The sequence below is a fragment of the Limobrevibacterium gyesilva genome (assembly GCF_025989185.1).
GTDB classification, from domain to species: domain Bacteria; phylum Pseudomonadota; class Alphaproteobacteria; order Acetobacterales; family Acetobacteraceae; genus Limobrevibacterium; species Limobrevibacterium gyesilva.
In genome coordinates, this window is record NZ_JAPDNT010000033.1 from 15759 (window position 1) to 41625 (window position 25867).

Consider the following 25867-nt stretch of genomic DNA (forward strand, 5'->3'; position numbering starts at 1 on the left):
GCACTGGTCTCCTTCACGGGGCGACGATAGCCTCACGGCGATGCAACGGTGAAGCGGGAGCGCCGATGTCGGCTGCGGGACAGCGGCGGGCCATAGCCGCCTGGGTGATGTACGACTGGGCGTATGGCGCCTTCACGACGGTGGTCTCGACCTTCGTCTTCGCCACCTATTTCACCCGCGCCGTCGCCGCCGATCCGGCGTCCGGGGCGGCGGGCTGGGCCGGGGCGCAGACGGCCGCGGCGCTGCTGATCACAGTGCTGTCGGTGCCGCTGGGGGCGGTGGCCGACCGCGGCGGGCGGCGGCGGCCGATGCTGGCGGCGGCCACCGCGATCATGGCCACGGCCACGCTGTGCCTGTGGTTCGTCCGACCGGTGCCGCAGGACGTGCCGCTGGCGCTGGCCCTGGTGGTGACGGCCACCGTGGCGTTCGAGGTCGCCACCGTGTTCTACAACGCCATGCTGCCGGGGCTCGCCTCGCCGGGCCATCTCGGCCGGTTGTCGATGCTGGGCTGGGGTGCCGGCTATGCCGGCGGGCTGTCCTGCCTGGGCCTGTCGCTGGTGCTGCTGATCTCGCCCGAGGTGCCGCCATTCGGGCTGGACCGCGCCCAGGCCGAGCATGTCCGCGCCACCGCCCTGCTGGCCGGCGCGTGGTTGATCGTGTTCGGCTGGCCGGTCAGCGTGTTCGTGCCCGAGACGGCGCAGAGGGCGCCATGGGGCCAGGCGGTCCGCGAGGGCATGGCCGAGCTGCGCGAGGTGCTGCGCGCGCTGGCCGGCGAGGCCAATCTGCGCCGCTTCCTGATCGCGCGGCTGTTCTACATGGACGGGCTGACCACCCTGTTCGCCTTCGGCGGCATCTATGCCGCAGGCACGTTCGGCATGGACGCGCAGGAGGTGCTGATCTTCGGCATCGGCCTGAACGTGACGGCGGGGCTGGGCGCGCTCGGCTTCGCCTTTCTGGAAGACCGGATCGGCGCCAAGACGACGATCATGACGGCGGTGCTGGCGCTGGCCGCGCTGGGGACGGCGGTGCTGCTGGTGCATGACCGCACCCTGTTCTGGGCCCTGGGACTGGGGTTGGGCGTCTTCGTGGGCCCGGCGCAGGCGGCCAGCCGCAGCCTGATGGCCCGCCTGGCGCCGGCGGACGCGAGTGCGGCCTGGTTCGGCATGTTCGCGCTGTCCGGGCGGGTCACGGCCTTCCTGGGACCAATGGCGCTGGGGGCCGTCACCGCCGCCTTCCACAGCCAGCGCGCCGGCATGGCCGTGATTCCGCTGTTCCTGGTCGCCGGCGCCGCGCTGCTGGCCGGCGTCGCCTCACCAGGCGCCGAGATTCGCCCGCCGCGCCCGGGAGGCGACATAGGCCAGCCAGACCAGCTGCGGCACCAGTAGCAGCAGCGCCAGCATCGGCTTGCGCTCCGGCGGCGCGTGCACGAACAGCAGCGCCACCACCCCGCCCAGGGCGGCGAAACCCCAATGCACCATCGCCACCACGTTGGCGTCCATCCCGGCCCGCTGCGCCACCTGGTAGAGGTGGCTGCGATGCGCCTGGGTGACGCGCTCGCCGGCCACCGCCCGGCGGATCAGGGTGAAGGCCACGTCGAACAGCACGCCCGACAGCAGCATCGGCACCAGCAGGAAGCTCATCTCCACCGCGCCGAAGCGGGCCGCAGCCACACCCAGCACCGCCAGCACGAAGCCGCAGAACTGGCTGCCGACATCGCCCAGGAAGATGCGGGCGCGGGGGAAGTTGAACGGCAGGAACCCGGCCAGCCCCGAGGCCAGCAGCAGGGCGGCGAAATAGACGAACCACCCTTCCTGCGACTGGGCGATCAGCGCCAGGAAGATGCACGCCACCAGCGCGGTGCCGGCGGCCAGCCCGTTCAGCCCGTCGATGAAGTTCATGGCATTGGTGGCGAACAGGATCCACGCGACGGTCGCGGGAATCCCCCACCAGCCGATATCCACCGGCCCGATATAAGGCAGCCGGAACACGGTGATGTACAGCCCGCTGCCCACGGCTGCGAGCGCCGCCAGCAATTGCGCGCCCAGCTTCACCGTGAACGGCCAGTCGCGGATGTCGTCGATGAAAGCGACCACGGCAATGGCGGCCGAGGCCAGGATGACGCCGCGGAAATACGGATCGGCGATGCGCGAGAAGGTGGCGGTGCCGTACAGCACGGCGATGCCCAGCATGAACGCCACCACCACGCCGACCCCACCGCCTTTGGGCGTGGGGTTGCGGTGCGCCTTGCGCGCATTGGGCACGTCCATCACGCGGGCCGAGATCATCGCCCGCACCATCACCGCCGAAATCGCGGCCAGGGCGGCGCAGAATGCCAGGTGGCGCAGGAAGGCAGCGAGCGTCATGACGCCTGCTTAGCCGTCCTGCCGCGTCGCGCCCAGCCCCGCCCCGCACGCAAGGTCTGATCAGATGCGCCGAAACCGGCACTGACGCTGACGCATGGCTGCGGTATAGGAGCGCGATGGCAACGCGACGCGCGCTCACCCGAATCGCCGTGAATGCGGGACTGGACGGCCTGCTGGCCGCGGCCGCGGTGCCGCTGGCGCAGTGGCTGGCCAATCCCGCGGGCGATCCGCTCACGCCGCTCTGGGCCATTCCCTGGGGCGCCGTGGCGCTGCTGCTGGCCGGCATCCCGTTCCGCCTGTCCGAGCAGTACTGGCGCTTCGCCGGCGTCGGCGACCTGCTGGGCGTGGCCGCCGCCAGCATCGCCACCGCGGCGCTGTTCCCGGTGGTGCTGCACGAAGCCGGCGTGCTGCCGGCGACCCCCGCCTTCCCGGCCGTGCACGCGCTGGTGCTGATGGTGCTGCTGGCGGTGCCGCGCATCGCCTATCGCCTGATGCAGGAGAACCCCACCCGCAACGGCGAAGGCGGGCAGGACGTGCTGCTGGTCGGCGCCGGCGAAGGCGCCGACCTGTTCATCCGCGCCCTGAGCGCCGACCGCGAGGCGCCATGGCACGTGGCCGGCCTGCTGTCGCTGGGCCAGGCGCAGACCGGCCGGCGCATCCACGGCTACCCGATCCTCGGCCCGGTCGACGAGGCGCCCGCGGTGCTGGCGCGCATGCGCGCCGAGGACCGCCTGCCGTCCCTGCTGGTCGTCACCGAATCCGATCTGGCCGGCCCGGCGCTGGCCGCACTGATGGAAGCGGCCGACCGCGAGGGCCTGCGCGTGTTCCGCGCCCCCCGCCCGACCGCGCTCGATCCCGCCGCCACCTCCAGCCGCGTCGAGCTGAAGCCGGTGGCGATCGAGGACCTGTTGAACCGCCCGCAGGTGGCGCTGGACCGCGCCGGCATGGCCCGGCTGATCCAGGGCCGCCGCGTGCTGGTGACCGGGGCCGGCGGCTCCATCGGCAGCGAGCTGGCGCGCCAGGTGGCCACCCTGGGGCCGGAACTGCTGGTGCTGCTGGACAACGGCGAATTCGCGCTGTGGCAGATCGACCTGGAACTGGCCGAGAGCGCCCCGGAGGTGCCCCGCCGCGCCCTGATCGCCGACATCCGCGACGAGCCGCGCATCCGCGCCGTCATGGCCGAGGTCCGCCCCGAGCTGGTGTTCCACGCCGCCGCCCTCAAGCACGTGCCGGTGGTCGAGTCGAATCCGCTGGAGGGCCTGCTGACCAACGCCGCCGGCACCCGCGCCGTGGCCGACGCGGCGCGGGACGCGGGCGCGCAGGCGATGGTGGTGATCTCCACCGACAAGGCGGTGAATCCGACCAGCGTGATGGGCGCGTCCAAGCGGCTGGCCGAGATGTACTGCCAGGCGCTCGACATCGCCACCCGCGGCCCCGCCGGCGGCATGCGCTGCATCACCGTGCGCTTCGGCAACGTGCTCGGCAGCACCGGCTCGGTGGTGCCGCTGTTCCAGCGCCAGCTCGCCCGCGGCGGGCCGTTGACCGTGACGCACCCGGACATGCAGCGCTATTTCATGACGGTGCGCGAGGCGGTGGGCCTGGTGCTGCAGGCCAGCGTCGTCGGCACCGACCCGTCCGACACGCGGCGCGACGGCGGCATCTTCGTGCTCGACATGGGCGCGCCGGTGAAGATCGTCGACCTCGCCCGTCAGATGATCCGCCTCGCCGGGCTGCGGCCGGATGTGGACGTGCAGATCCGCTTCACCGGCCTGCGCCCCGGGGAAAAACTGTTCGAGGAGCTGTTCCACGGCAAGGAACCGCCCACGCCCACCGGCCATCCCGGCCTGCTGATGGCCACCCCGCGCACCGCCGACCCCGCCATCGTCGGCCGCGCGATCGACGAGATCGCCTCGTCCTGCCGCGGCGGCCAGGTGCGGCTGGCACTGAACCAGCTCGGGCGCATGGTGCCGGAATTCGAGCATAACGTGGACGGCAACGCCGGCTCGGCGCATGCCTGAGAGGACCCTTACATGAACGATTCGCCGACCGCCCGCCCGGTTCCGTTCCTCGACCTCAAGGCCCAGCAGGCGCGCATCGCCGCCGACCTGCGCCGCCGGCTGGATGCGGTGCTCGGCCATTGCCAGTTCATCCTCGGCCCCGAAGTGGCGGAGCTGGAAGACACGCTGGCGAAATTCTGCGGGGCGAAGCACTGCGTCACCGTCAGCTCCGGCACCGACGCGCTGCAGATCGCCATGATGGCCGAAGGCATCGGGCCGGGCGACGCGGTGTTCCTGCCGGCGTTCACCTACACCGCCACCGCCGAGGTGCCGCTGGTGCTCGGCGCGACGCCGGTGTTCGTGGACGTCGATCCCCGCACCTTCCAGATCGACCCCGAGCAGTTGCGCGCGCGCATCTCCGTGGTGCGCGCCGGCCGCCGGCTGCGGCCGCGTGCGCTGGTGGGGGTGGACCTGTTCGGCCAGCCCGCCGACTGGCCGGCGCTGGCTGCGATCGCCGCCCAGGAAGGGCTGTTCACCATCGACGATTGCGCCCAGAGCTTCGGTGCCAGCCTGCACGGCCGCATGCTCGGCACCGCCGCGGACGCGACGGCCACCAGCTTCTTCCCCTCCAAGCCGCTGGGCGCCTATGGCGATGGCGGTGCGCTGTTCACCGACAACAGCGACCGCGCCACGCTGTATCGCAGCCTGCGCACGCACGGCGAAGGCACCACACGCTACGAAGTGCTGCGCACCGGCATGAACGGGCGCATGGACACGCTCCAGGCCGCCGTGCTGCTGAGCAAGATGACCGTGTTCGCGGACGAGCTCGCCGCCCGCGCGCGGATCGCGCAGATCTACGACTCGCGCCTCGGCAACGCCGTCACCATCCCCGCGCGCGTGCCGGACAGCGTCAGCGCCTGGGCGATCTACGCCATTCTGCTGCCCGACGCCGCCGCGCGCGACCGCATGCAGGCCGGGATGAAGGCGGCGGGCGTGCCGTCGGCGATCTACTACCCCCGCCCGCTGCACCGCCAGCCGGCGTATCGCGATGCCCATGACGGCGCCGCCCTGCCGGTGTCGGACGACCTGGCGACGCGCATCATGGCGCTGCCGATCCATCCGGACCTGACCGAGGAAGACGTCTCCCGCATCTGCGACGCGGTGCTGGCCAACATCTGACGGCGCCGGCCCGGCGGCCTGGGTCAGCCGCCGGCGACCGTCAGGATCGTGCCGGTGGTGTAGCCGGAGCGGGGGCTGGCCAGGAACGCCACGGCGTCGGCGATCTCCTCGGGCTTGCCGGGGCGGCCGAACGGCATGTCCCTGCACAGCTCCATCCAGCGCGCCGCATCACCCAGCGTCTCCTGCGCGCGGTGGCGCAGCAGCATCTCCATCCGCTGCGTGGCGGTGGAGCCGGGGTTGACGCCAACGACGCGGATGCCGTCGGCGGGGCTGGCCCGGCCCAGCGCCTTGGTGAACGCCATCAGCGCCGCGTTGCCGGCAGAGCCGGCGATGTAGTTCGCCGGCAGCTTCTCGCCGGCCGCGCCGATGACATTGACGATCACGCCGGACCCGCGCGCGGCCATCGCCGGATAGACGGCGCGGCACAGCGAGATGAAGCCGAACACCTTGAGGTCCCAGGCCCGCCGCCAGGTGTCGTTGTCCACGGCGGCGAGGGTGCCCGGCGGGATCGCGCCGGCGTTGTTCACCAGGATGTCGATCTCGCCCGCCTCCCGCGCGACGCGCACGACCTCGTCCTCGCGCGACAGATCGGCCGGGATGGTGGCGACATTCACCTGGCGGCGCGCCCGCACCACCTGGGCCGCCTCCGCCAGCACGGCGGCGTCGCGGGCCACCAGGATCACGTCCACGCCCTCGCCGGCCAGCGCTTCCGCGACCGCCCGGCCGATGCCCTTCGAGCCGCCGGTGATCAGCGCGCGCCGGCCGGCGAGGTGCAGGTCCATGTCAGGCCGCCTGCTTCAGGCCCGCCGCATAGGCGCGGCAGGCGTCGCCGAACGCGCGGAAGATGTTCATGCTCGGCGCATCCGTCAGGTAGTGCCATTCGGGGTGCCACTGCAGGCCGAAGGCCCAGCCTGGCGCACTGGCCACGCGCACTGCCTCGATGGTGCCGTCGGCGGCGGCGGCTTCCACCACCAGGCCGTCGGCCGGGCGGTCGATCGCCTGCTCGTGCAGCGAGTTCACCATGATCTCGGTGCCGCCGACGATGCCGGCCAGATGACCGGAGACCGTTACCGTGTGCTTCAGCCGGAAGCAGTGGTCCAGCGTGCCCTCGCCGGCGCGGTGGTCCATGCGGCCCGGCAGGTCCTGGACCTTCTGGTGCAGGGTGCCGCCCAGGGCCACGTTCAGCTCCTGGATGCCGCGGCAGATCGCCAGCACCGGCATGCCACGCCCCAGCGCCGCGCGCACCAGCGGCAGCGTGGTGCCGTCGCGGTGCGGGTCGTGCTTGCCGGGGGTCAGGTCCTGGTCCACGCCATAACGCTGCGGCTCGACATTGCTCGGGCTGCCCGACAGCAGCAGGCCGTCCAGCCGGTCGAGCAGCGCCAGCAGGCCCTCGCCCACCGGCGGCAGCAGGATCGGCATCGCCTCCGCGCCGCCCATCAGCGCGGCGCCGTAGCGGGCGGGGGTGGCGTGCTGCAGCAGGCCGTTGATGTCCTTGGAACAGGCGGGAACGCCGACGATGAGGCTCATGCAATGCGCATCCTGTTTCGTTCGGATCGCATCGATATCACGCCCGCCTGGGACGGCCCAGATCGCAGATCGCAGCCCCGATGGCACCTGCGAGCATGAGCAGCGCCATCGGCCGCGCGGTGCCGTCGCTCAGCACGCCGACGGCAAGGCCGCTGACCGCGCCGAGGCAGAACTGCATCGTGCCCATCAGCGCCGACGCCGCCCCCGCGTTCGCGGCATGGCGGCTCAGCGCGCCCACCACGGCGTTGGGCATGAGGAAGCCCTGACTGCTCATGGCGAAGAAGATCGGCGCCCACACCGCCACCCAGCCCCAGGGCCCCACGAACGCCACAGCCGTCAGCACGACCGTCGCCGCCAGGAACACCCGCACGGCGACGCGCATCACCCGCTCGGCGCCGAATCGCGTCAGCAGGCGCGGATTGATCTGCGACGCCGCGATGAACCCGGCCGCCGAGACGCCGAACAAGGCGCCGTACAGCGACGGCGACAAGTGGAACAGGTCGATGAACACGCCGGGCGACCCGCCGAGATAGGCGAACATGCCGCTCATCGCGAAACCGCCCATCAGCGCATGGGTGATGAAGCCGCGCTCGCGCAAGATGGCGGCATAGCGCGAAATGATCCCGCCCAGGCCCAGCCTCACCCGCCGCGCCTGCGGCAACGTCTCCGGCAGGAACAGCGCCACCAGCAGGCAGCACAGGCCGCCATAGGCCGCGCAGATCCAGAAGATCGCCTGCCAGCCCGAGAAGATCAGCACGACGCCGCCCAACGTGGGCGCCAGGATCGGCGCCGCGCCCATCACCAGCATCAGCTTGCTCATCAGCCGCGCCGCCGCGTGCCCGTCGGCGAGGTCGCGCACGATCGCCCGCGTGATCACCATGCCGGCCGAGCCGCCGAACCCGCACAACAGCCGCAGCACCGACAAGGTCACCAGGTCCGGCGCCACCGCGCACCCGACCGAGGCCAGGGTGTACAGCGCGGTCCCGACAATCAGCGGCCAGCGCCGCCCGTAGCGGTCCGACAACGTCCCCTGCGTGATCTGGCCGATCGCCAGACCCACGAACCACGTGGCCAGCGTCAGCTGCGCCGTGCCGGGCCGGCCGCCCAGGGCCTCCTCGATGGCCGGAAACGCCGGCAGGTACATGTCGGTGGACAACGGGCCGACTGCGGAAAGCAGCCCGAGCAGCAGCGGCAACCAGGCAGGAAATGTCATGCTTCAAGCATCGCAGTGAATGCTGCAGGTGCGAAGGGAAAATCGGGGGTGGCGGTTCGAGCGAACGGGCGAGGGTTGCGCCCCGCTCAATCGTCGCTTCGCCGCACCAGCACCTCGCGCTTGCCCACGTGGTTGGCGGGGCCGACGATGCCTTCCTTTTCCATCTGCTCGATCAGCCGGGCGGCGCGGTTGTAGCCGATCTGCAGGTGGCGCTGGATGAAGCTGGTGCTGGCCTTGCCCTCGCGGGAGACCACGTCCACCGCCTGGTCGAACAGGCTCTTCTCGCTGTCGCTGGCCCCCGTGATGCCGGACATGCCGGACGCCTCGGCCTCGTCCGGCGCTTCGGTGACTTCCTCGAGATAGGCGGGCTCGCCCTGTTCGCGCAGGAACGCGACGATCTCCTCCACTTCCTTGTCGGACACGAACGGGCCGTGCACGCGCAGGATGCGGCCGCCGCCGGCCATGTACAGCATGTCGCCCTGGCCCAGCAGCTGCTCCGCGCCCTGCTCGCCCAGGATGGTGCGGCTGTCGAACTTGCTGATGACGGTGAAACTGATGCGGGTGGGGAAGTTGGCCTTGATGGTGCCGGTGATCACGTCCACCGACGGGCGCTGGGTCGCCATCACCACATGGATGCCGGCGGCGCGGGCCATCTGCGCCAGGCGCTGCACCGCGGCCTCGATCTCCTTGCCGGCGACCATCATGAGGTCGGCCATCTCGTCGATCACCACGACGATGAACGGCAACGGCTCCAGCGCCAGCGGCTGGTCCTCGAAGATCGGCTTGCCGGTCTCGCTGTCGAAGCCGGTCTGCACGCGGCGGGTGACCACCTCGCCCTTGGCACGGGCGTCGGCGACGCGGTCGTTGTAGCCGCCGATGTTGCGCACGCTGAGCTGGCTCATGGCGCGGTAGCGCCGCTCCATCTCGCGCACGGTCCATTTCAGCGCCACCACCGCCTTGGCCGGCTCGGTCACCACCGGGGCCATCAGATGCGGAATGCCCTCGTAGACCGACAGTTCCAGCATCTTCGGGTCGATCAGGATCAGCCGGCACTGGTCGGGCGACATCTTGTAGAGCAGCGACAGGATCATCGCGTTGATCCCGACCGACTTGCCGGAGCCGGTGGTGCCCGCGACCAGCAGATGCGGCATGCGCGCGAGGTCGGCGATGATCGGGCTGCCGCTGATGTCCTTGCCCAGCGCCAGCGCCAGCCGGCCGTGGCCCTGGTGCTTCTCCCATTCGGCCGAGGACAGCAGTTCGGACAGATAGACGGTCTCGCGCCTTGCGTTCGGCACCTCGATGCCGATGACGTTGCGGCCGGGCACGGTGGCGATGCGCACGGCGGTGACGGACAGGCTGCGCGCCACGTCGTCGGCCAGCCCGATCACGCGGGCGCTGCGGATGCCCGGCGCCGGCTCCAGCTCGTACAGCGTCACCACGGGGCCGGGCCGGATCTCCACGATCTGGCCCTGCACGCCGTAATCGGCCAGCACCGATTCGAGCAGCCGCGCATTGGCCTGCAGCGCTTCCTCGGTGGGCGCACCGATGCTCGACCGGGTCGGCGCCGGCGCCAGCAGCGACAGCGGCGGGAAGCGCCAGGCGCCTTCCAGCGGCAGGCTGTCCTGGCGGACCGGCGCGGGCTTCTTCGGCGCGGGGGAGACCTTGGGCTTGGCGACGGCCGGTGCGGCGGCGGGGGCCGCCACGCGCGGCGCCGGGGCCAGGCGCGGCTCGCGGCGCGGCTGGGGGTCGTCTTCCGCCTCGGGCTCCGGCGCTTCGCAGGCGTCCTTGGCGGGATGGGTGCCGTTCAGCCGGTGCAGCACCGACAGGAAGGCGGAAACGATCCGGCCGGCCAGACGGCCGAGCAGGCCGGCGGCGCTGCGGCCATGCGTCATCGATCCGCGGGCGGCGCGCCCGGCCGCGCGCCATTCGCCGGCGGACAGGCCCAGCGCCAGCAGGGTCAGCACCACCGCCAGCACCGTGCCGAGGCCCCAGACGACCAGGCCGCCGAACGGACCCAGCATGTCGCGCCCAGCCGACAGCGTGTCGTCGGCCAGCAACAGGCCGCCGGCGCCGCCCAGCCCGGCCTGGGTCGGCCAGGCGACTCCGCCGCCATGCAGGCCGGGAATGCCCGCAAGTGCCCCGCCCAGCACCGGCATGGCGGCCAGCAGCGCCGCGAGGCGCAACGGCAGGCCGCCGAGGCCACGATGCGAGCCGATGCGCCAGGCCCATGCCAGCAGCGCCAGTCCCGGCAACATCCCGGCCACGCCGAAGCCCTGCAGCAACAGGTCCGCGGCGATGGCGCCGATCGGCCCGACCAGGTTGCGGGCGGGCGCCACGGTGGCGGTGTTCAGCGACGGGTCGTGAACGTCGTAGGAGGCCAGCGCCACCAGCACGGTCAGGCCGGCCAGGGCCAGCATGATGGCGCCGAGCTCGGCCAGCCGCCGGCGGATCAGCGTCCGCAGTTGCGGCGAGGCAAGGCCCGGCGACGCGTTTCGTCGAGTCTGCGCGGCGAGCGCCATCGGCAAGGTCTCCAAATCGCGGGCAATGTTCGTGCCCGGCAGGAACTATACCTTACAACCCTCTGACCGCAGAAGGGGCAGCGCGGCTCAGCCCTGGCGGGAGGGCCGCCAGCCCGGTGGCGCCAGCTCGAAACCCTCGAAGTGAAAGGCGGGCGACACCGTGCAGGTCACCAGCGTCCAGCCGCCCAGGCTGGCGGCGGCCTGCCAGCAATGGCTGGGCACTAGGCGCTGCAGCGAGTCGCCGGCGGCGAGGTCGGGGCCCAGCCGGCAGGCGCTTTCGTCGTGGCCGTCGGGCGACAGGCTGAGGACCAGCGGCGCGCCGGCCTGCCAGATCCACAGCTCGTTGGCGTCCACCCGGTGCCAATGGCTGGACTGGCCGGCGGCGAGCAGGAACAGGATGGCGGTGCCGGCGCCGCGGCTGCCGTCGGCGGGGCTGTCGCGCCAGGTCTCGCGGTAGGCACCGCCCTCGGGATGCGGCTGCAGCCCGAGGGCGCGGACCACGTCTTCCGCCGGGACGGAAGGGTCGCGCAGATCCATTCAGGCAGGGTCTTTGGGCACGGTCCGCGCAAGGCCCGGATTCTCCGAGAACGCGGCGAACCAGGCGGCCAGTTTCGGATGCGCGGGGCGCCAGGGCTCGGCGCCGAAGCGGAGATCGAGGTAGCCGAGCGCGCAGGCGACGCTGATCGAGCCGATATCCAGCGCCTTGTGCGGCGGCTCCTTCTCCAGCTCGGCCAGGGTGCGCTCCACCGCCGCCTTGTGCCGGGCCATGGTGGCGTCGCGGGCGGCCTCCTGCGGCTTGCCCTGCTCCATGCGCCGGCCCACTGCGGCGTCGAGGATCCCGTCGGCCATGGCCTGGAGCTTCAGCGCCCGCCAGCGCGGGCCGCCGGCGCGCGGGAACAGCTGCAGCGCGCCGTCGAGGCTGTCGAGGTATTCGCAGATCACCGGGCTGTCGAACAGCGCAACGCCGTCCGCGGTCAGCAGGCACGGCACCTTGGACAGCGGATTGGCCGCCAGCAGGCCGGCCGGGGAGAGGTGCGGGTTGGTTGGCACCAGCTCGATCTGCTTGTCGATCTCGCGGCTGATGGCGCAGGCCAACACCTTGCGGACGTACGGGCTGGTGGGCGAGTAGAACAGCTTCACGTGTGGGGGTCCTTCCCTCAGAACTTGTCTTTGCGCGCGCGCAGGTCGGCGAGCGTGGCCACGTCGGGGGCGCGCACGAACGGATTGCAGGCCAGCTCGTCGGCCATGCGGCTGGGCACGGTCGGCTTGCCGGCGGCGCGCAACGCCTTCACCCCCTGGGCATAGGCCTGCAGCGCCGCGTTCTGCGGGTCGGCGTGCAGGGCGAAGCGGGCGTTGCTTTCGGTATATTCGTGGCCGCAGCAGACCAGCGTGTCCGGCCCCAGCGAAGACAGCTTGCGCAGGCTCGAGAACATCTCGGCTGCCGTGCCTTCCAGCAGGCGGCCGCATCCCAGGCTGAACAGCGTGTCGCCGCACAGCAGCACGCCGCCGTCGCCGAAATGGTAGGCGATATGGCCGCGCGTGTGGCCGGGCGTGTCGAACACCCGCGCCGTGCCTTCGCCCAGGGTCACGCTGTCACCTTCCGCCACCGCGACGTCGAGCCGGGGCAGGCGGTGCGCGTCGGCGGTGGCACCCACGACCTTGGCGCCATAGCGGGCACGGATGGCGTCGGTGCCGGCGATGTGGTCGTCGTGGTGGTGGGTCAGCAGGATCAGGTCCAGCCGGCCGCCGGCGGCATCGATCGCGGCGACGACCGGCGCGATCTCGGCCGGATCCACGATCGCCGTCGCGCCGGTGGTGCTGCAACGCAGCAGCCAGGCGTAGTTGTCGGACAGAATGGGAACGGACTGTGCTGTGATCATGGGACCGCTTTACCATCGGGTGGGGAACTGGCAAACCGCGAAGCGATACCGTCGCCAGGCGATGACGACCGGAGCGCGCATGTCGCTGCGGAGGCACGGCGCGATGCCACCATAGGGCGGACCCGCAGCCGTGGTATATGGGCGCCATGGTGACGGGCACCCACGCGGCGGCCGATTTCTACATCACCCGGCAGGGAGCGATGGCGGGCCACCTTGTGCGCCAGCGTCTGCAGGCGCTCTGGCCCTCGCTTGCGGGCCAGTCCGTGCTGGGGCTGGGCTATGCGGGACCGTATCTGCGGCTCTGGCGCGAGCAGGCCGGCCGCTGCGTCGCCCTGATGCCCGCCCAGATCGGCGCGGCGCGCTGGCCGCCGGGGGCCGCCAACCTGTCCTGCACGGCGGAGGAGGACGCGCTGCCCTTCCCCGATCTGTGCTTCGACCGGATCCTGCTGGTGCACGGGCTGGAGGCCGCCGAGAACGCGCGGCGGATGCTGCGCGAGGTCTGGCGCGTAATGAAGGACGACGGCCGCCTGCTGGTGGTGGCGCCGAACCGCCGCGGCATGTGGGCGCATGTGGAGAGCACGCCGTTCGGCCAGGGCCAGCCCTATTCGCCCGGCCAGATCGGCCGGCTGCTGGCCGCGGCGATGTTCCGCGTCGAGCGGCGCGACACCGCGCTGTACATGCCGCCCACCCGGCTGCGCCTGGTGGTGCGCAGCGCCCGGCTGTGGGAGCGGGCCGGCCGCGCGCTGCTGCCGCAATTCGCCGGCGTCACGATCACCGAAGCGACCAAGGATCTCTACGGCGTGGTCCCGGTCAGGGCCCTGCCGCACCGGCGCAAGGTGCTGGCGGTCAACACCTGACGTCAGCAGCCGCCGTGGAGGAGGGTGAACTCCTTCAGCTTGCCGGTCATCACGAAGTCACCGAAATCCATCGTCAGGTCGTCGGCCACGCCGTTCTCCCAGTAGCGCATGCCGACTTCGTAATCGGGCTGCTGGCTGGCGGAGGAGCGGTCGAAGAACGCCACGTGCACGCGCCCGCTCGGAAGCTTCGCAAGCTCGGGCCATTTGCTCTCCGCCGGCCCGACCCAGCTGGTGATGGCGATTGAGCTGTCCTGCGCGCCCTCGGCCCCGGTGCCGTCGAACAGCGGCAAGGCCAGGAACTTCTTGCCCGCCTTCGCCGCGTCCAGGATCGCCGCGGTGTGGGCCATCGGGAACAGGGTGCCCTCGGGCAGCGGCCGGGTGGTGTCCTCGGGCACCGTGTAGTGCGCGACGCCCGGGCCGCCCACCCGCTCCAGCGTGGCGTCGCCGGCCACGTCCGAAGTCACCGCCTGGTCGGTGGTCTGGCGCATGCGGAAGCGCAGGCGCAGCCCGTCCTTGCTTTCGAAGGTGGTATAGTCCGACACCATCTCGATGTCCTGGCCGTCGCGGTTGGTCAGCGTCATCGACAGCCGCTGGCGCACCGCCCAGCCTTCGCAGGCGTCCAGCACCTCGAAGGCCATGGTGCCGTCGGCGGCGATGACGTCGCCGCGGGCGGATTGCAGGGTCAGGGCATAGAGCGCGCGGTGCGCCGCAAGGTCGGCCGCCGCGGCCGCCGGAGCGAGGGCGGTCGACAGCATGCCCCACGCAACGGCGAAGGGAACGGCAAGATGGCGCAGGCGCATGCTGCGGAGTCTCCCAAGATCTGGCGGATACACATAAGAACACCGGCGCCGCTGCGCCAGCAGCGATCAGCCGTCGTCCCGACCCGGGGCCGGGTCGGCCATGTCGGGTTCGGGCCCTGCGTGGGCCGGATCGGGTCCCTGTTCAAGCACCGCGTAGCCGATCGCCGAGAGATGTGAATTGATCCGCTTCAGGTCGCGCAACGCGGCCAGATGCAGCGAGCTGCCTTCCAGCGCGTCCGGGCGGGACGGTTCCAGCCGCGCCAGGTGCGCGCGGGTGGCGGTGCGCTCCAGCTCGCTGAGCCGCCGCTTGGCGTCCAGAAGCTGGCGGGCGCCGCGCGGGTCCTCGGCCATGAAGGTGGACAGCGCCAGCCGCAGGTCCTCCAGCACGTTGGCGTGAAAGGCCGCCAGATCGGCCCGGTCCTCGGCGGTGAAGCTGACCTGGCGCTTGGCCTTGCGGCGCGCCAGCTCGGTCAGGCTGCGCTCGACGATGCCGCCGGCATGGCCGAGATTGACGACGAAATCCAGGATCTCCTGACGGCGCACGGCATCGCGCTCGGTCATGTCCTCGGCGGAGATGCGGGCCATGTAGGTCCTGACCGCGTCCTCCAGCCGATCCCGCGCCTTGCCCAGCCGCACCACGTCGTCGATCGCGCCCCGGTCGTTCGCCGTGATGCCTTCAAGGAAGCGGCGCAGCATTGCCTCGATCAGGTCGCCCATGCGCAGGGTTTCGCGGGCGGCATTCGACAAGGCGAGGTAGGGCGTGTCGAGCGCCGCCTCATTGAGGTATCGCGGCCGCGCCGGGTCGTCCGGAGTCGCCGCCGCGGGCAGCAGGCGGGTCAGCAGCTTTGCCGCCGGGTCCAGCAGCCCGACCAGGGCCACCGCCAGCACCAGGTTGAAGCCGATGTGGAAATCCACCGCCTGCGCGCCGGGATAGGGGGTCAGCCGCGCGAACAGGTCGGCCAGCGGATGCAGCAGCGGCAACGCGACAAGGCAACCGAGGGCGCGAAAAGCAAGGTTGCCCAGCGGCAGCCGCCGCGCCGCCGGGTCGCTGCCGGCGGCCAGCACCGGCGGGATGGTGGAGCCGAGATTGGCGCCGAGCACCAGCGCGAAGGCGGCCACGGGGGTCACCACCCCGGTCGCGGCCAGCGGCACGATCATCAGCACCACCGCCACGCTGGAATGGGCGGCGAAGGTCAGGGCCGCCGCCAGGATCACGTCCAGCAGCGGCTCGCCGGTCAGCACCCCCAGCAGCTGGCGCAGCAGCGGCGCGGCCTCGGCGGGCTGCATGGATTCCACCAGCAGGCGCAGGGCCAGCAGCATCAGGCCCAGCCCCATGCAGACCCGGCCGATATTCTGCACCCGACTGTTCTTGGTCCCGCCCCGGTGGCCGCCGGCGCCGCCGCGCTTGAAGGCGGCGTAGCCGGCGATCAGCAGGATCGGCGAGATCCAGGCCACATCGAAGGTCAACGCCTTCACGATCAGCGCGGTGCCGACATTGGCCCCCAGCATCACCGCCAGCGCCGGCACCAGCGCCACCAGCCCCCCGGCGGCGAACGACGTGACCATCAGCGCAGTGGCGGTGCTGCTTTGCAAAAGCGCGGTCACCACCATGCCGGACAACAGCGCCACCAGCCGGTTGGACAGGCCCTTGCCCAGCAGGCGGCGCAGGTCGGAGCCGAAGGCGCGGACGATACCGGTCTGCACCATGCGCGCGCCCCACAGCAGCAGCACGACATGGCCGATCAACTCAACGAGAAGACGGGTCACCGACATCGGCCGCGCATCCTCCGCCCGCAGGTCCGGAACGATCGAGCATGCGCGGCTTTGCTCAGCTGTGCCAGCCTGCCGCCCGGCCTTGCGCTGCGCGGGCGTCGCGCAGCGCCAGCAGGATGGAGGACCGACACCACAGTTCCGGCGCCAGGCGGACGCGGCCGACAGCGAAGAAGGCGGCAATGCAACGCAGCATGATCAGTCCCCCTTTTTCCTTAACCCTGGCCAAGCGCCAGTTGCACGACACGCACGACCACCATCGCGCAAGCCAGCACGAGGTAGAGGCGCAACACCATCATCCACACGCGGCTGGACGCCGAGATGCGCGCCGGCACCAGTTCGTCCAGCGGCGGCATGCGCCAGGCCGCGCGCAGCGCGCGAGGCACCGCGCCGCCGTCCTGCGCCGCCTCGCGCCGGTTGAGCAGCAGGGTCACCCCGGCGCCGATCACGGCCAGCACCCCTCCCCCGCCCATGATCCACAGGATCTGCGCCTCGGTGATGTCGGGAAACAGCACCGACGCCGTGAGCACCACCGACAGCAGCACCAGCACCGCGATCACCGCCCCGGTGAACAGGTTCAGCCACTTGCCGTTGACCCATGGGCCCAGCACCGCGTGGTCGTTGCACAGCAGCAGCAGGAACACCGTGGCGCTGGGCAGCAGCACGCCGGCCAGCGTCTGCACGGCCACGGTGATCAGCCCCAGCGGCGCGTCCGGGATCAGCACCAGCGCGGCGGCCCCGGCGATCAGGCCGATATAGACCAGGTAGAACCCGACGGCGTCGGTGGGCTTGCGGTGCAAGGAGTGCCGCAGCGACAGCACGTCGCCGATGGCATAGGCGGTGGACAGCGACACCGCTGCGGCGCCGATGATGCTGGCATCCATCAGCGCCAGCGCGAACAGCACCGCCGGCACCTGGCCCACGTACCGCTCCAGCCCCGACGCCACGCCGCCGGCATCGCTGAACTGGCCGAACTCGGGCGTGCCCGCGAACGTCGCCGCGGCGATCGCGATCATCGCCGCCGCGCCCACGATCACGAAGACGATGCCCAGGCCCAGATCGACCTTCTCGTAGGCCATGAAGCGCGGGGTGATGCGCTTGTCGATGACGTAGCTCTGCTGGAAGAACAGCTGCCACGGCGCGATCGTCGTCCCGACGATGGCGATGACCAGCAGCATGATGTCCGACAGCTTGCCCGCGGGCAGTTGCGGGATGAAGAAATCGCGCGCGACCTGGCCCATCGGCGGGTGCGCCACCACGAACACCGGCACCAGCAGCAGGCTGCCCAGCACCAGCGCCAGGGCAAAGCGCTCGAAACGGCGGAAATCGCCGGTGCTGGCGGCGAGGATGGTCAGCGCCGCGGCCACGCCGACGCCGACGAGCTTGGAGACGCCGAGATAGTCCAGTGCCAGGCTGATGCCGATGAACTCGGTGACGATGGTCAGCCCGTTCAGGATGAACAGGTCGATCACGCTGAACGCGCCCCAGAACTTGCCGAAGCGCTCCAGGATCAGGCGCGCATGGCCGACGCCGGCGACCGCGCCCAGGCGCAGCACCATTTCCTGGTTCACGTACAGCACCGGGATCAGCAGCAGCAGCGTCCATAGCAGGGCGGTGCCGTAGTCCTGGCCGGCCTGGGAGTAGGTGGCGAAGGCGCCGGCGTCGTTGTCGCCAACCATCACGATCAGGCCGGGGCCGACGATGGCCAGCAGCGTGCGCAGCCGGTGCTTCCAGCTGTTGCGGGGGCCGTGGTCGTTGTGGCGGATAGTACCCAGCGCGCCGCGGATGTCGCCGATATGGGCGGAATCGAGCACAGCGGTGCGCGCGGCGGTCTTCGGGGGAATGAAAGTGCTCATGCGGGTCGTTCCTGCAATCGGCCTGGAAATCGGGCTTCGCGGGCAACGCGCCGCGTCAACTCGGGGCCAGGCCAGCAGGTTCCGGGGGAACGACGTCCCAATCGCGGGCCGATGCCCGCACGCGCTGAGTCAGCCGTCCGGACGGGCCGGACGGACAGCGATACCGGACCGCCATTGCGGCGGTCGTGTTGAGAAAGGCGGCCATCGGCGCCTCCTTCTGCTCAAGCTCATCTGCTCAAGCTCGGGAGGCCTGGCCGCTACGGGCTCAGCGTGTCGCTGTCCCCATGGCGGTCACATGCACGTCCCGAGCAACGGAACAGCCCGGCAGGATCGTCACGGCAGGCGCGGCGCGCCTACTATGGCTCTCCGTGGGCTGGCTGCTAGATCGCGGTTTCATGTGATCCCTGTCTGCGGTTGCCACACCGGCGGGCGCATTCGGCGTCCGCCGAGACGCGGCCGGGCAGGCCCGAGGGCTGCGCGGCCACTTCATCCCCGCGCATATACCCTTCGACCCCCTTGGATCAAGAGCTTGCAACAATTCGGAATAGAGGGCGGCCCGCCGGCGTCTATCCGGATGGATCTCCGGGGGCGGCGGAGCCGGGCACACGGCAACGGAGGATCGCATATGCGCGTGATCGTTTTCGCACGTTGGCTTGCCATCGCCGCCTTCCTCTGCGCGGCCATGGCGCCGGCCGTACATGCGGCCGGCGGCGGCGACATGGGTGGGCATGATTCCGGAGGCATGGGCGGGAGCGACTCCGCCGGGCATGACGGCGGCAACGCTTCCGGCAGCGACGCCACCAAACATCGCTGAACCCGGAGCGCCGTTCAGAACGTGACCACGCTCCGCAGCCCGATCACCACCGCATTCTTCAGCACCTGCGCCGGGTTGTTGGGGTTGGGCACCTTGCCGCCGGGCCGCATGACGTACTGGACGTCCGGCTGCAGCTGCCACCAGCCCGCCAGCTGCATCTGGTAGGTCGCCTCGATCACCGTCTCGTTGCTGCGCACCGGGAATGGCGCCCCGCTGAACAACGCGGTGTCCTGATCCAGCCCGCGCGCCGCTCCGCCGATGCGCAGATAGGCGACGCCGAGGCCGATCGTGTCGTCCGCGCGGCCGGGAATGGCGCCTTTCCAGGTGGCGCCGCCGTTGACGTAGAAATCCGACAGGTTGCGGTCGCCGGGGGCGCCCATGACCCGCGCGAACAGGCCGATGCCCTCGTCCTTGGTGCCCGGCTTGCGCCAGACCATCTGATCGGCCACGGCGTACAGGCTGTAGTTGCCGTGCAGGCCGCGCGGAATGCCGTTGCTGCCCGGGCTGGCCAGCGACACGCCGTTGCTGGCGGAGCGCTGGCTCGGGAAGCTGAGCGAGTTGTACCAGGCGCCGACGCGATACGTGCCGGGCAGCCCCTCGGCCCCCTCGCCCTGGTTCAGTGCGTACTGCGCCTCGAAGAACGCGAGCGCCCCATCGCCCACGCGCAACGCGGTGCCGGAGGCGTCGCGCGCCTGCGGATCGCCGGCCCCCGCCCCCGCCGGGTTGCCGTTGAACACCGCGGCGAGGACGGTCAGCGCATCCGTGGGCCGGAACTTCACCCGCACTCCCGGCGTGGCCAGCGGGTAGGCTGGCCCGCCCGACGGCAGGTCGACAGCGGCCAGCGCGGGGAAGCCGAAGCTGGAATTCAGGAACACCGCGCCGTAGGTGCTTACGATGAATTCCTCGTCGGCCCCCATCTGGCCGATCCGCACCGACAATCTGCCGTCCGCCAGTGCCTGCTCATACCACAGGTCGTAGAGCCGGATGCTGCGCGTTGCCTCGATGCCGCTGACGGTCTGCAGGTTGCCGACCAGCTGCGCCGAGGGGCCGGTGCCGCGGATCTGGTAGGCGCTCGCATAGAACGTGCCGCCCTGCCACAAACCCGCCCTGCCCGTGTCGACTTTGAGGGTCATCTGGGTCTGGCCGAGATAGACGGTGCCCGTGCGCAGCCCGCCGCGCAGGTTGCTCCACACCTCGTTGGTGTCCTGGACGCCCAGCGTCACGCCGGCAGCCTCCAGGCGGGAGCGGAGCCCGCCGGGATCGCCGAGCAGCTGCTCCCGGGCCCAGACCCCCGCCGGCGCGGGGGCGTCATTGGCGTCATCCGCCGGTTGCGCGGCGGCGGCACCCGCCAGCAGCGACAACCCGGCAACGAGCGCCGCACGGCGCAGTATCGGACTCACGAACATGGGCACCGTCCTGCGGGCGTGCGCGAGGCCGTCCCGCAGATCCGGCGCCGCGTCCGCGATCAATCCGTGCCCGACTGCGAGGTTACCCCGGGCGTCAGGCCTTCTTCGCCAGCGGCGGCAGATCCAGCTTCAGCGACAACTCCTTCAACCGCGCCGGCGGAACCTCGGCGGGCGCGCCCATCATCAGGTCCTCGCCCTGCTGGTTCAGCGGGAACAGGATCACTTCGCGGATGTTCGGCTCGTCGGCCAGCAGCATGACGATGCGGTCGATGCCGGGGGCGGAGCCGCCATGCGGCGGCGCGCCGTAGCGGAACGCATTGAGCATGCCACCGAAGCGCGCCTCCACGTCGGCGGCGGTGTAGCCGGCGATCTCGAAGGCGCGGATCATGACGTCCGGGCGGTGGTTGCGGATGGCGCCCGAGGACAGTTCCACGCCGTTGCAGACGATGTCGTACTGGTAGGCCTTGATGGTCAGCGGGTCCTGCGTGTTCAGCGCCTCCAGCTCGCCCTGCGGCATGCTGAACGGATTGTGGCTGAAGTCGATCTGACCGGTTTCCTCGTTCAGCTCGTACATCGGGAAATCGGTGATCCAGCAGAAGCGGAATTCACCGGGCTTGATCAGGCCCAGGTCCTGGCCGAGCTTCGTGCGCACCGCGCCCGCGAATTTCGGCGCCTCGTCCTTCTTGCCGGCGGCGAAGAACACGCTGTCGCCGGCCTGCAGGCCGCAGGCCGCGCGGATCGCCTCGGCGCGCGCCGGCTCGAGGTTGCGGGCGATCGGGCCCTTGGGGCCCTCGGCGTCGAACTGGATGTAGCCCAGGCCGCCGGCACCCTGCTCGCGCGCCCACTCGTTCAGCTTGTCGAAGAAGCTGCGCGGACTGCCGGCGGTGCCGGGGGCGGGAATGGCGCGCACGATGCCGCCGGAGGCCGCGATCTTCGCGAACAGGCCGAAGCCGGAGCCGGCGAAATGCGCGGTGACGTCGGTGATCTTCAGCGGGTTGCGCAGGTCCGGCTTGTCGCTGCCGTAGTCCAGCATCGCGGTGTCGTAGGGGATGCGCGGGAATGGCGGCTTCGTCACCGCGCGGCCGTCCGCAAATTCCTCGAACACGCCGGCGATCACCGGCTCGATCGTGTTGAACACGTCCTCCTGGGTGACGTAGCTCATTTCGAAATCGAGCTGGTAGAACTCGCCCGGCGAGCGGTCGGCCCGGCTGGCCTCGTCGCGGAAGCACGGGGCGATCTGGAAGTAGCGATCGAAGCCCGCCACCATGATCAGCTGCTTGAACTGCTGCGGCGCCTGCGGCAGCGCATAGAACTTGCCGGGGTGCAGGCGCGCCGGCACCAGGAAGTCGCGCGCGCCCTCGGGGCTCGACGCGGTCAGGATCGGCGTCTGGAACTCGGTGAAGCCGGCCTCGATCATCCGGCGGCGGATGCTGGCGATCACGCCCGCGCGCAGGATGATGTTGCGCTGCATCTTCTCGCGCCGCAGGTCGATGAAGCGGTATTTCAGCCGGATTTCGTCGGGATACTTCTCGTCGCCGGCCACCTGCATGGGCAGCACGTCGGCGGCGGACTGCACCACCACGTCCGCGGCCTGCAGCTCCACCTCGCCGGTGGGCAGGCGCGGGTTCACGGTCACGCCCTCGCGGCGCACCACGGCGCCGGTAACGGTGATCACGCTTTCCGGCCGCAGCCGGTCCACGGTCGCGAAGGCCGGGGTGCCGGCGGCGAACACGCATTGGGTGAGGCCGTAATGGTCGCGCAGGTCGATGAACAGCAGGCCGCCATGATCGCGCTTGCTGTGCACCCAGCCGGAGAGGCGGGCGGGCTGGCCGGCGTCGCTGGCGCGCAGCGCGCCGCAGGTATGGGTGCGATAGGCGTGCATCTGGCTGGTCCCGTCTGGAAAGGCGCGGCAGACAACCCCCCGGTCAGACCAGTGTCAAGTCACGCGCATGCCGTACACGCATGGACCGGGGCAGTTGTCGCCTTCGCAATGCCGCCCCCGGCGTGTAGAAGCCAGGGATGCCGAAACCGAACCGGGCGGACTTCCCGCCCCCGACCCTGATCACCACCAGCAACGACCTCGACGCCCTCTGCACCCGCCTTCGCGGCGAGCGCTTCGTGACCGTCGATACCGAATTCATGCGCGAACGGACCTATTGGCCCGAGCTGTGCGTGGTCCAGCTCGCCGGCGACAACGAGGTTGCGGTGGTCGACGCGCAGGCGCCCGGGATCGACCTGGCGCCGTTGGGCGCCCTGCTGGCCGATACCGACGTCGAGAAGGTCTTCCACGCCTGCCGGCAGGACATCGAGATCTTCGTGCAGCGCTTCGGCGACGTGCCCCGGCCCCTGTTCGACACCCAGGTGGCCGCCATGGTCGCGGGCTTCGGCGACCAGGTGGGCTATGACGCGCTGGTCTCCTCGCTGACCGGCGGGCATATCGACAAGGCGCACCGCTTCAGCGACTGGGCGGCCCGGCCGCTGTCGGCGGCGCAGATCACTTATGCCGCCGCCGACGTGACCCATCTGCGCCAAGTCTACGAGAAGCTGCGGGCCCGGCTGGAGAAGGACAACCGGCTGGAATGGGTCGCCGAGGAAATGGCCCTGCTGGCCGACCCCGCCACCTACCAGCCCGACCCCGATTCCATGTGGGAGCGGCTGCGCCCGCGCACCAACAACCGCCGCATGCTGGCCGTGCTGCGCGCCATCGCCGCCTGGCGCGAACGCGAGGCCCAGCGCAGCAACATCCCCCGCCAGCGCATGCTGAAGGACGAGGCGCTGCTGGAAATCGCCGCCATCGCCCCCGGCACGATCGAGGAGCTGGCGCGCGCCCGCGGCGTCACCCGCGGCTTCGCCGACGGCCGCATGGGCGCCTCCCTGCTCGCGGCGATCGCCGCGGCGAAGGCCCTGCCGGACGACGCGCTGCCGCCGGCCCCCAGCCACCGCGAAGGCCCCAAGCCCTCCCCGGCCCTGGTGTCGCTGCTGAAAGTGCTGCTGGCGGCCAAATGCGAGGAACACCACGTCGCCGCCAAGCTGGTCGCCAGCAGCGACGACATCGACCGCCTCGCCACCGAGGACAAGCCGGACATCCAGGCCGTGCACGGCTGGCGCCACGACGTGTTCGGCGCCGATGCCCTGGCGCTGAAGGCCGGGCAGATCGCGCTGGGCGTCGATGGGCGGCGGGTGAAATTGTTGCGGGCCTGAAGCCGCGGCGAGGGCTTTCCCCCGGTCTTCCGCCTATGGCTTCCGCCGCAGCACCAACCCGGCCGCCGCCAGCATCAGGGCCATGCCCGCCACGTCCAGCGGCTCCATCCGCTCGCCCAGCAGCAGGCTCCCCAGCAGCACGGCGATGATGGGCGAGACGAAGGCATAGGTGCCGGTGCGGCTGGCGCCCCAGTCCCGCACCAGCAGGAAGTAGATCACGGTGGCGCCCAGCGATCCCGGCAGCAGCAGATAGAGCCAGGCGGCCCAGGCGGTGATGCCCCAGTTTCCGGAAAGCGCCGCGCCGGCGCCGGGTTCGAAGGCGATCGACAGCACCAGCAGGATGGCGCCGCCCATGAAGTTCGTGGTCGCCGCCATCAGCGCCGGCGGCAGCGTGCGCATCAGCGGCCGCGCCAGCACCGAGCCGGCGCAGTAGGCGAGGCAGCCCACGATGACGCCGAGGGCGCCCAGCAACTCCGCCGTGTCCTGCCGGCCGGCCACAGCCTTGGGGCCGAACAGCAGCAGCAGGCCGCCAATGCCCAGCGCGATCGCACCGGCCTGACGGTGGGTATAGCGCTCCTGGCCGGCCACCACGCTGAATCCCAGCAGGCCGATGGGAGTCAGCGCCGAGGCGAGCACGGCGGCGAGCCCGCTGCCCACGTAGCGCATGCCATACAGCATCACCAGGTTGTTGAACGAGATCATCAGCACGGCCACGCCCAGCAGCCGCCCGGTCAGGCGCAGCGGAAAGCGGATCGACTCGCCGCGGCTGCGCAGCCACGCCAGCAGCACCACCCCACCCACCGTCCAGCGGAGACCGCCGAACACGCCCGGCGGCACCACGGCGACGCCTTCCTTCATCGCCAGCCACGTGGTGCCCCAGACGATGCAAAGGATCACGAACAGCACACGCTGCCGCGCGGACAAGGAGAGCGCCATTCGGCCCTTTGGTGAGTGCGTTTCGCCGCGGTTTATACGGGCGTTGCGCAGGGCTGTCCTGTCTGCTGGTGGAATAGCTGGGTCACGTCGTCCCAGGCGTAGCCGATGGAGCGCGTCGTCACGCCGTCGTGGCTGTTGTCCTTCTCGGCGACCGGGCGGCCGCCGAGCGCCGTGTAGAAGCGGATGGCCGGATCGTTGCCGTGCATCACCCACAGCGCAGCGGAGTGGTGGCCGGCCGCGGCCAAGTCGCGCGCCAGCACGTCCATCAGCCGGCGCCCGACACCCTGCCGCTGGGCGCGGCGCAGCACATAGAGCGCGGTGATCTCGCCGCTATAGGGCAGCTCGGCGGCGCGCTGGTCGCCGCACGAGCCGAAACCGACGATGCCCGCCGCGTCGCGCACCACGAACAGCCGGCAACCGGTGGCAATGATCTCGGCCCAGCGCGCGCCGCGCTGCACCGGGTCGAGGCCGGCGAGCAGCGAGTCCGGCAGCAGCCCCGGGTAGGTCTCGCGCCACGACTGCACATGCATGCGCCCGAGTTCGGCGGCATCGGCCGCGACGGCGAGCACCGGCGTCATGCGGCCCGCGCAGCCGCCACGAAGGCGCGGATCAGGGCTGGGTCCTTCACGCCGCGCGCGCGCTCGACGCCGGAGGAGACGTCGACGGTCGGCGCATGCGTCGCCCGGATGGCCGCCGCGACGTTGTCCGGCGTGAGCCCGCCGCCGAGCACCCAGGGCGAGGGCGCATGCCAGCCGGACAGCAGCGACCAGTCGAAGCTGACCGCGTTGCCGCCGGGGCGGGTGGCACCTTCGGGCGGCTTGGCCTCGATCAGCAGCCCATCGGCGCCGGCGGCGGCGTGCGGCAGGTCGGCGGCGGCGGCGATGCCGACGGCGCGCCAGACCGGGACGCCGAACCGCTCACGCAATGCGGCGACCCGCGCGGCGGGGGCGTAAAGCTGCAGCACATCCAGCTTCACCGCTGCCAGGGCGGCGGCGATCTCGTCGTCGCCGGGCTTCACGAACAGGCCGACGCGCAACGGGCCGCCCGGATGACGCGCCGACAGCTCCGCCGCCCGCGCCAGCGTGACAGAACGGGGGGACGCGGCGAAGAACACGAAGCCTACATAATCGGCGCCGGCCTCGATCGCGGCGTCGAAGGCCACTGGATCGTTGACGCCACAGATCTTGATCCGGGTCATGTCAGGAGGCCGTCAGGCGATCTCGGCGGCGATGGCGGCGGCGGCGGCGGCGGGATCGGGGGCGGCCGTGATCGGGCGCCCCACCACCAGCCAGTCCGCACCCGCCTGGGCCGCCGCGCGCGGGGTCATCGTGCGCGCCTGATCGTTTGCGGCGGCGCCGGCGGGGCGGATGCCAGGCACCACCAGCAGCGGCTCGGGCCCCAGCGCCTCGCGCAGCATCGCCGCCTCGTGCGCGCTGCACACCAGGCCGTCGGCGCCGGCCGCCACGGCGAGGCGGGCCAGCCGCAGCACCTGCTGGCGTGGCCCACCGGCCACGCCGGTGGCGTGCAGCGCCTCGGCGTCCAGGCTGGT

General features: G+C 71.3%; 24 protein-coding genes. 6 read left to right on the top strand and 18 right to left on the bottom strand.

Features of this window, described 5'->3' with window-relative positions:
• Positions 1-65 precede the first annotated feature (65 nt).
• Positions 66-1385, top strand: coding sequence for an MFS transporter (locus tag OL599_RS22075; RefSeq protein WP_264716191.1), 1320 nt, complete (start codon positions 66-68; stop codon positions 1383-1385).
• Here OL599_RS22075 and OL599_RS22080 read toward each other — a convergent pair.
• Positions 1311-2363 carry a glycosyltransferase family 4 protein gene (locus tag OL599_RS22080; protein ID WP_264716192.1) on the bottom strand — a complete coding sequence of 351 codons (1053 nt, stop codon included), beginning with the start codon at positions 2361-2363 and terminating at the stop codon, positions 1311-1313. The genes OL599_RS22075 and OL599_RS22080 overlap by 75 nt on opposite strands.
• Before the next feature lie 116 nt (positions 2364-2479).
• Between OL599_RS22080 and OL599_RS22085 the strand changes: the two genes are divergently transcribed.
• Both OL599_RS22085 and OL599_RS22090 read left to right on the top strand, forming a co-directional pair.
• Positions 2480-4381: a polysaccharide biosynthesis protein gene (locus OL599_RS22085; RefSeq protein WP_264716193.1), complete on the top strand. Its 1902-nt coding sequence runs from the start codon at positions 2480-2482 to the stop codon at positions 4379-4381.
• Positions 4382-4393: 12 nt separating this feature from the next.
• Positions 4394-5539: a DegT/DnrJ/EryC1/StrS family aminotransferase gene (locus tag OL599_RS22090; protein WP_264716195.1), complete on the top strand. Its 1146-nt coding sequence runs from the start codon at positions 4394-4396 to the stop codon at positions 5537-5539.
• Positions 5540-5562: 23 nt separating this feature from the next.
• Here the strand turns inward: OL599_RS22090 and OL599_RS22095 are convergent, their stop codons facing one another.
• The 7 genes from OL599_RS22095 to gloB all read right to left on the bottom strand — a co-directional run bounded on the left by OL599_RS22095 (position 5563) and on the right by gloB (position 12678).
• Positions 5563-6321, bottom strand: a complete 759-nt coding sequence (locus tag OL599_RS22095) for a short-chain dehydrogenase/reductase (protein WP_264716196.1) — start codon at positions 6319-6321, stop codon at positions 5563-5565.
• Position 6322: 1 nt separating this feature from the next.
• Entirely contained in the window at positions 6323-7066 is a 744-nt protein-coding gene (locus tag OL599_RS22100) for a gamma-glutamyl-gamma-aminobutyrate hydrolase family protein (protein ID WP_264716197.1), read from the bottom strand.
• 37 nt (positions 7067-7103) lie between these two features.
• Complete coding sequence (locus tag OL599_RS22105; RefSeq protein ID WP_264716198.1) at positions 7104-8279, bottom strand: multidrug effflux MFS transporter; 1176 nt, start codon at positions 8277-8279, stop codon at positions 7104-7106.
• Between the two features lie 86 nt (positions 8280-8365).
• Positions 8366-10798 (bottom strand): FtsK/SpoIIIE family DNA translocase, encoded by a 2433-nt coding sequence (locus tag OL599_RS22110; protein ID WP_264716215.1) that lies wholly within the window; start codon positions 10796-10798, stop codon positions 8366-8368.
• Positions 10799-10885: 87 nt separating this feature from the next.
• The gene (locus OL599_RS22115) at positions 10886-11335 is read right to left on the bottom strand and encodes a cupin domain-containing protein (protein ID WP_264716199.1); all 450 of its coding nucleotides are present in this window, start codon (positions 11333-11335) and stop codon (positions 10886-10888) included.
• The gene (locus OL599_RS22120; RefSeq protein ID WP_264716200.1) at positions 11336-11938 is read right to left on the bottom strand and encodes a glutathione S-transferase N-terminal domain-containing protein; all 603 of its coding nucleotides are present in this window, start codon (positions 11936-11938) and stop codon (positions 11336-11338) included.
• Between the two features lie 17 nt (positions 11939-11955).
• Positions 11956-12678 carry a hydroxyacylglutathione hydrolase gene (gloB, locus tag OL599_RS22125; protein ID WP_264716201.1) on the bottom strand — a complete coding sequence of 241 codons (723 nt, stop codon included), beginning with the start codon at positions 12676-12678 and terminating at the stop codon, positions 11956-11958.
• A 137-nt stretch (positions 12679-12815) separates the two neighbouring features.
• On the opposite strand from gloB, the gene OL599_RS22130 reads away from it, so the two are divergent.
• Positions 12816-13535: a class I SAM-dependent methyltransferase gene (locus OL599_RS22130; protein ID WP_264716202.1), complete on the top strand. Its 720-nt coding sequence runs from the start codon at positions 12816-12818 to the stop codon at positions 13533-13535.
• A gap of 2 nt (positions 13536-13537) precedes the next feature.
• On the opposite strand, the gene OL599_RS22135 is transcribed toward OL599_RS22130, so the two are convergent.
• The 4 genes from OL599_RS22135 to OL599_RS22150 form a co-directional block, all read right to left on the bottom strand.
• Complete coding sequence (locus tag OL599_RS22135) at positions 13538-14335, bottom strand: cell envelope integrity EipB family protein (protein WP_264716203.1); 798 nt, start codon at positions 14333-14335, stop codon at positions 13538-13540.
• A 66-nt stretch (positions 14336-14401) separates the two neighbouring features.
• Positions 14402-16108 (bottom strand): Na/Pi cotransporter family protein, encoded by a 1707-nt coding sequence (locus OL599_RS22140; RefSeq protein ID WP_264716204.1) that lies wholly within the window; start codon positions 16106-16108, stop codon positions 14402-14404.
• Between the two features lie 55 nt (positions 16109-16163).
• Positions 16164-16301 carry a hypothetical protein gene (locus OL599_RS22145; protein WP_264716205.1) on the bottom strand — a complete coding sequence of 46 codons (138 nt, stop codon included), beginning with the start codon at positions 16299-16301 and terminating at the stop codon, positions 16164-16166.
• A 19-nt stretch (positions 16302-16320) separates the two neighbouring features.
• Positions 16321-17961 (bottom strand): NRAMP family divalent metal transporter, encoded by a 1641-nt coding sequence (locus tag OL599_RS22150; RefSeq protein ID WP_264716206.1) that lies wholly within the window; start codon positions 17959-17961, stop codon positions 16321-16323.
• Positions 17962-18586: 625 nt separating this feature from the next.
• On the opposite strand from OL599_RS22150, the gene OL599_RS22155 reads away from it, so the two are divergent.
• Positions 18587-18775, top strand: a complete 189-nt coding sequence (locus OL599_RS22155; protein ID WP_264716207.1) for a hypothetical protein — start codon at positions 18587-18589, stop codon at positions 18773-18775.
• A 14-nt stretch (positions 18776-18789) separates the two neighbouring features.
• Here OL599_RS22155 and OL599_RS22160 read toward each other — a convergent pair whose 3' ends face one another.
• Together OL599_RS22160 and aspS are read right to left on the bottom strand one after the other, a co-directional pair.
• Positions 18790-20181 carry a carbohydrate porin gene (locus tag OL599_RS22160; RefSeq protein ID WP_264716208.1) on the bottom strand — a complete coding sequence of 464 codons (1392 nt, stop codon included), beginning with the start codon at positions 20179-20181 and terminating at the stop codon, positions 18790-18792.
• A 94-nt stretch (positions 20182-20275) separates the two neighbouring features.
• Positions 20276-22063 carry an aspartate--tRNA ligase gene (aspS, locus tag OL599_RS22165; protein WP_264716209.1) on the bottom strand — a complete coding sequence of 596 codons (1788 nt, stop codon included), beginning with the start codon at positions 22061-22063 and terminating at the stop codon, positions 20276-20278.
• A gap of 137 nt (positions 22064-22200) precedes the next feature.
• Between aspS and rnd the strand changes: the two genes are divergently transcribed.
• Complete coding sequence (gene rnd, locus OL599_RS22170; RefSeq protein ID WP_264716210.1) at positions 22201-23382, top strand: ribonuclease D; 1182 nt, start codon at positions 22201-22203, stop codon at positions 23380-23382.
• Between the two features lie 33 nt (positions 23383-23415).
• On the opposite strand, the gene OL599_RS22175 is transcribed toward rnd, so the two are convergent.
• From OL599_RS22175 to OL599_RS22190, 4 genes are all read right to left on the bottom strand, one after another.
• The gene (locus OL599_RS22175; protein ID WP_264716211.1) at positions 23416-24318 is read right to left on the bottom strand and encodes a DMT family transporter; all 903 of its coding nucleotides are present in this window, start codon (positions 24316-24318) and stop codon (positions 23416-23418) included.
• Between the two features lie 32 nt (positions 24319-24350).
• Positions 24351-24896, bottom strand: coding sequence for a GNAT family N-acetyltransferase (locus OL599_RS22180; protein ID WP_264716212.1), 546 nt, complete (start codon positions 24894-24896; stop codon positions 24351-24353).
• Positions 24893-25516: a phosphoribosylanthranilate isomerase gene (locus OL599_RS22185; protein WP_264716213.1), complete on the bottom strand. Its 624-nt coding sequence runs from the start codon at positions 25514-25516 to the stop codon at positions 24893-24895. Before OL599_RS22185 ends, OL599_RS22180 begins: the two co-directional genes overlap by 4 nt.
• 12 nt (positions 25517-25528) lie before the next feature.
• The coding region (locus tag OL599_RS22190; RefSeq protein WP_264716214.1) for an orotidine 5'-phosphate decarboxylase / HUMPS family protein at positions 25529-25867 on the bottom strand (339 nt) is incomplete at its 5' end.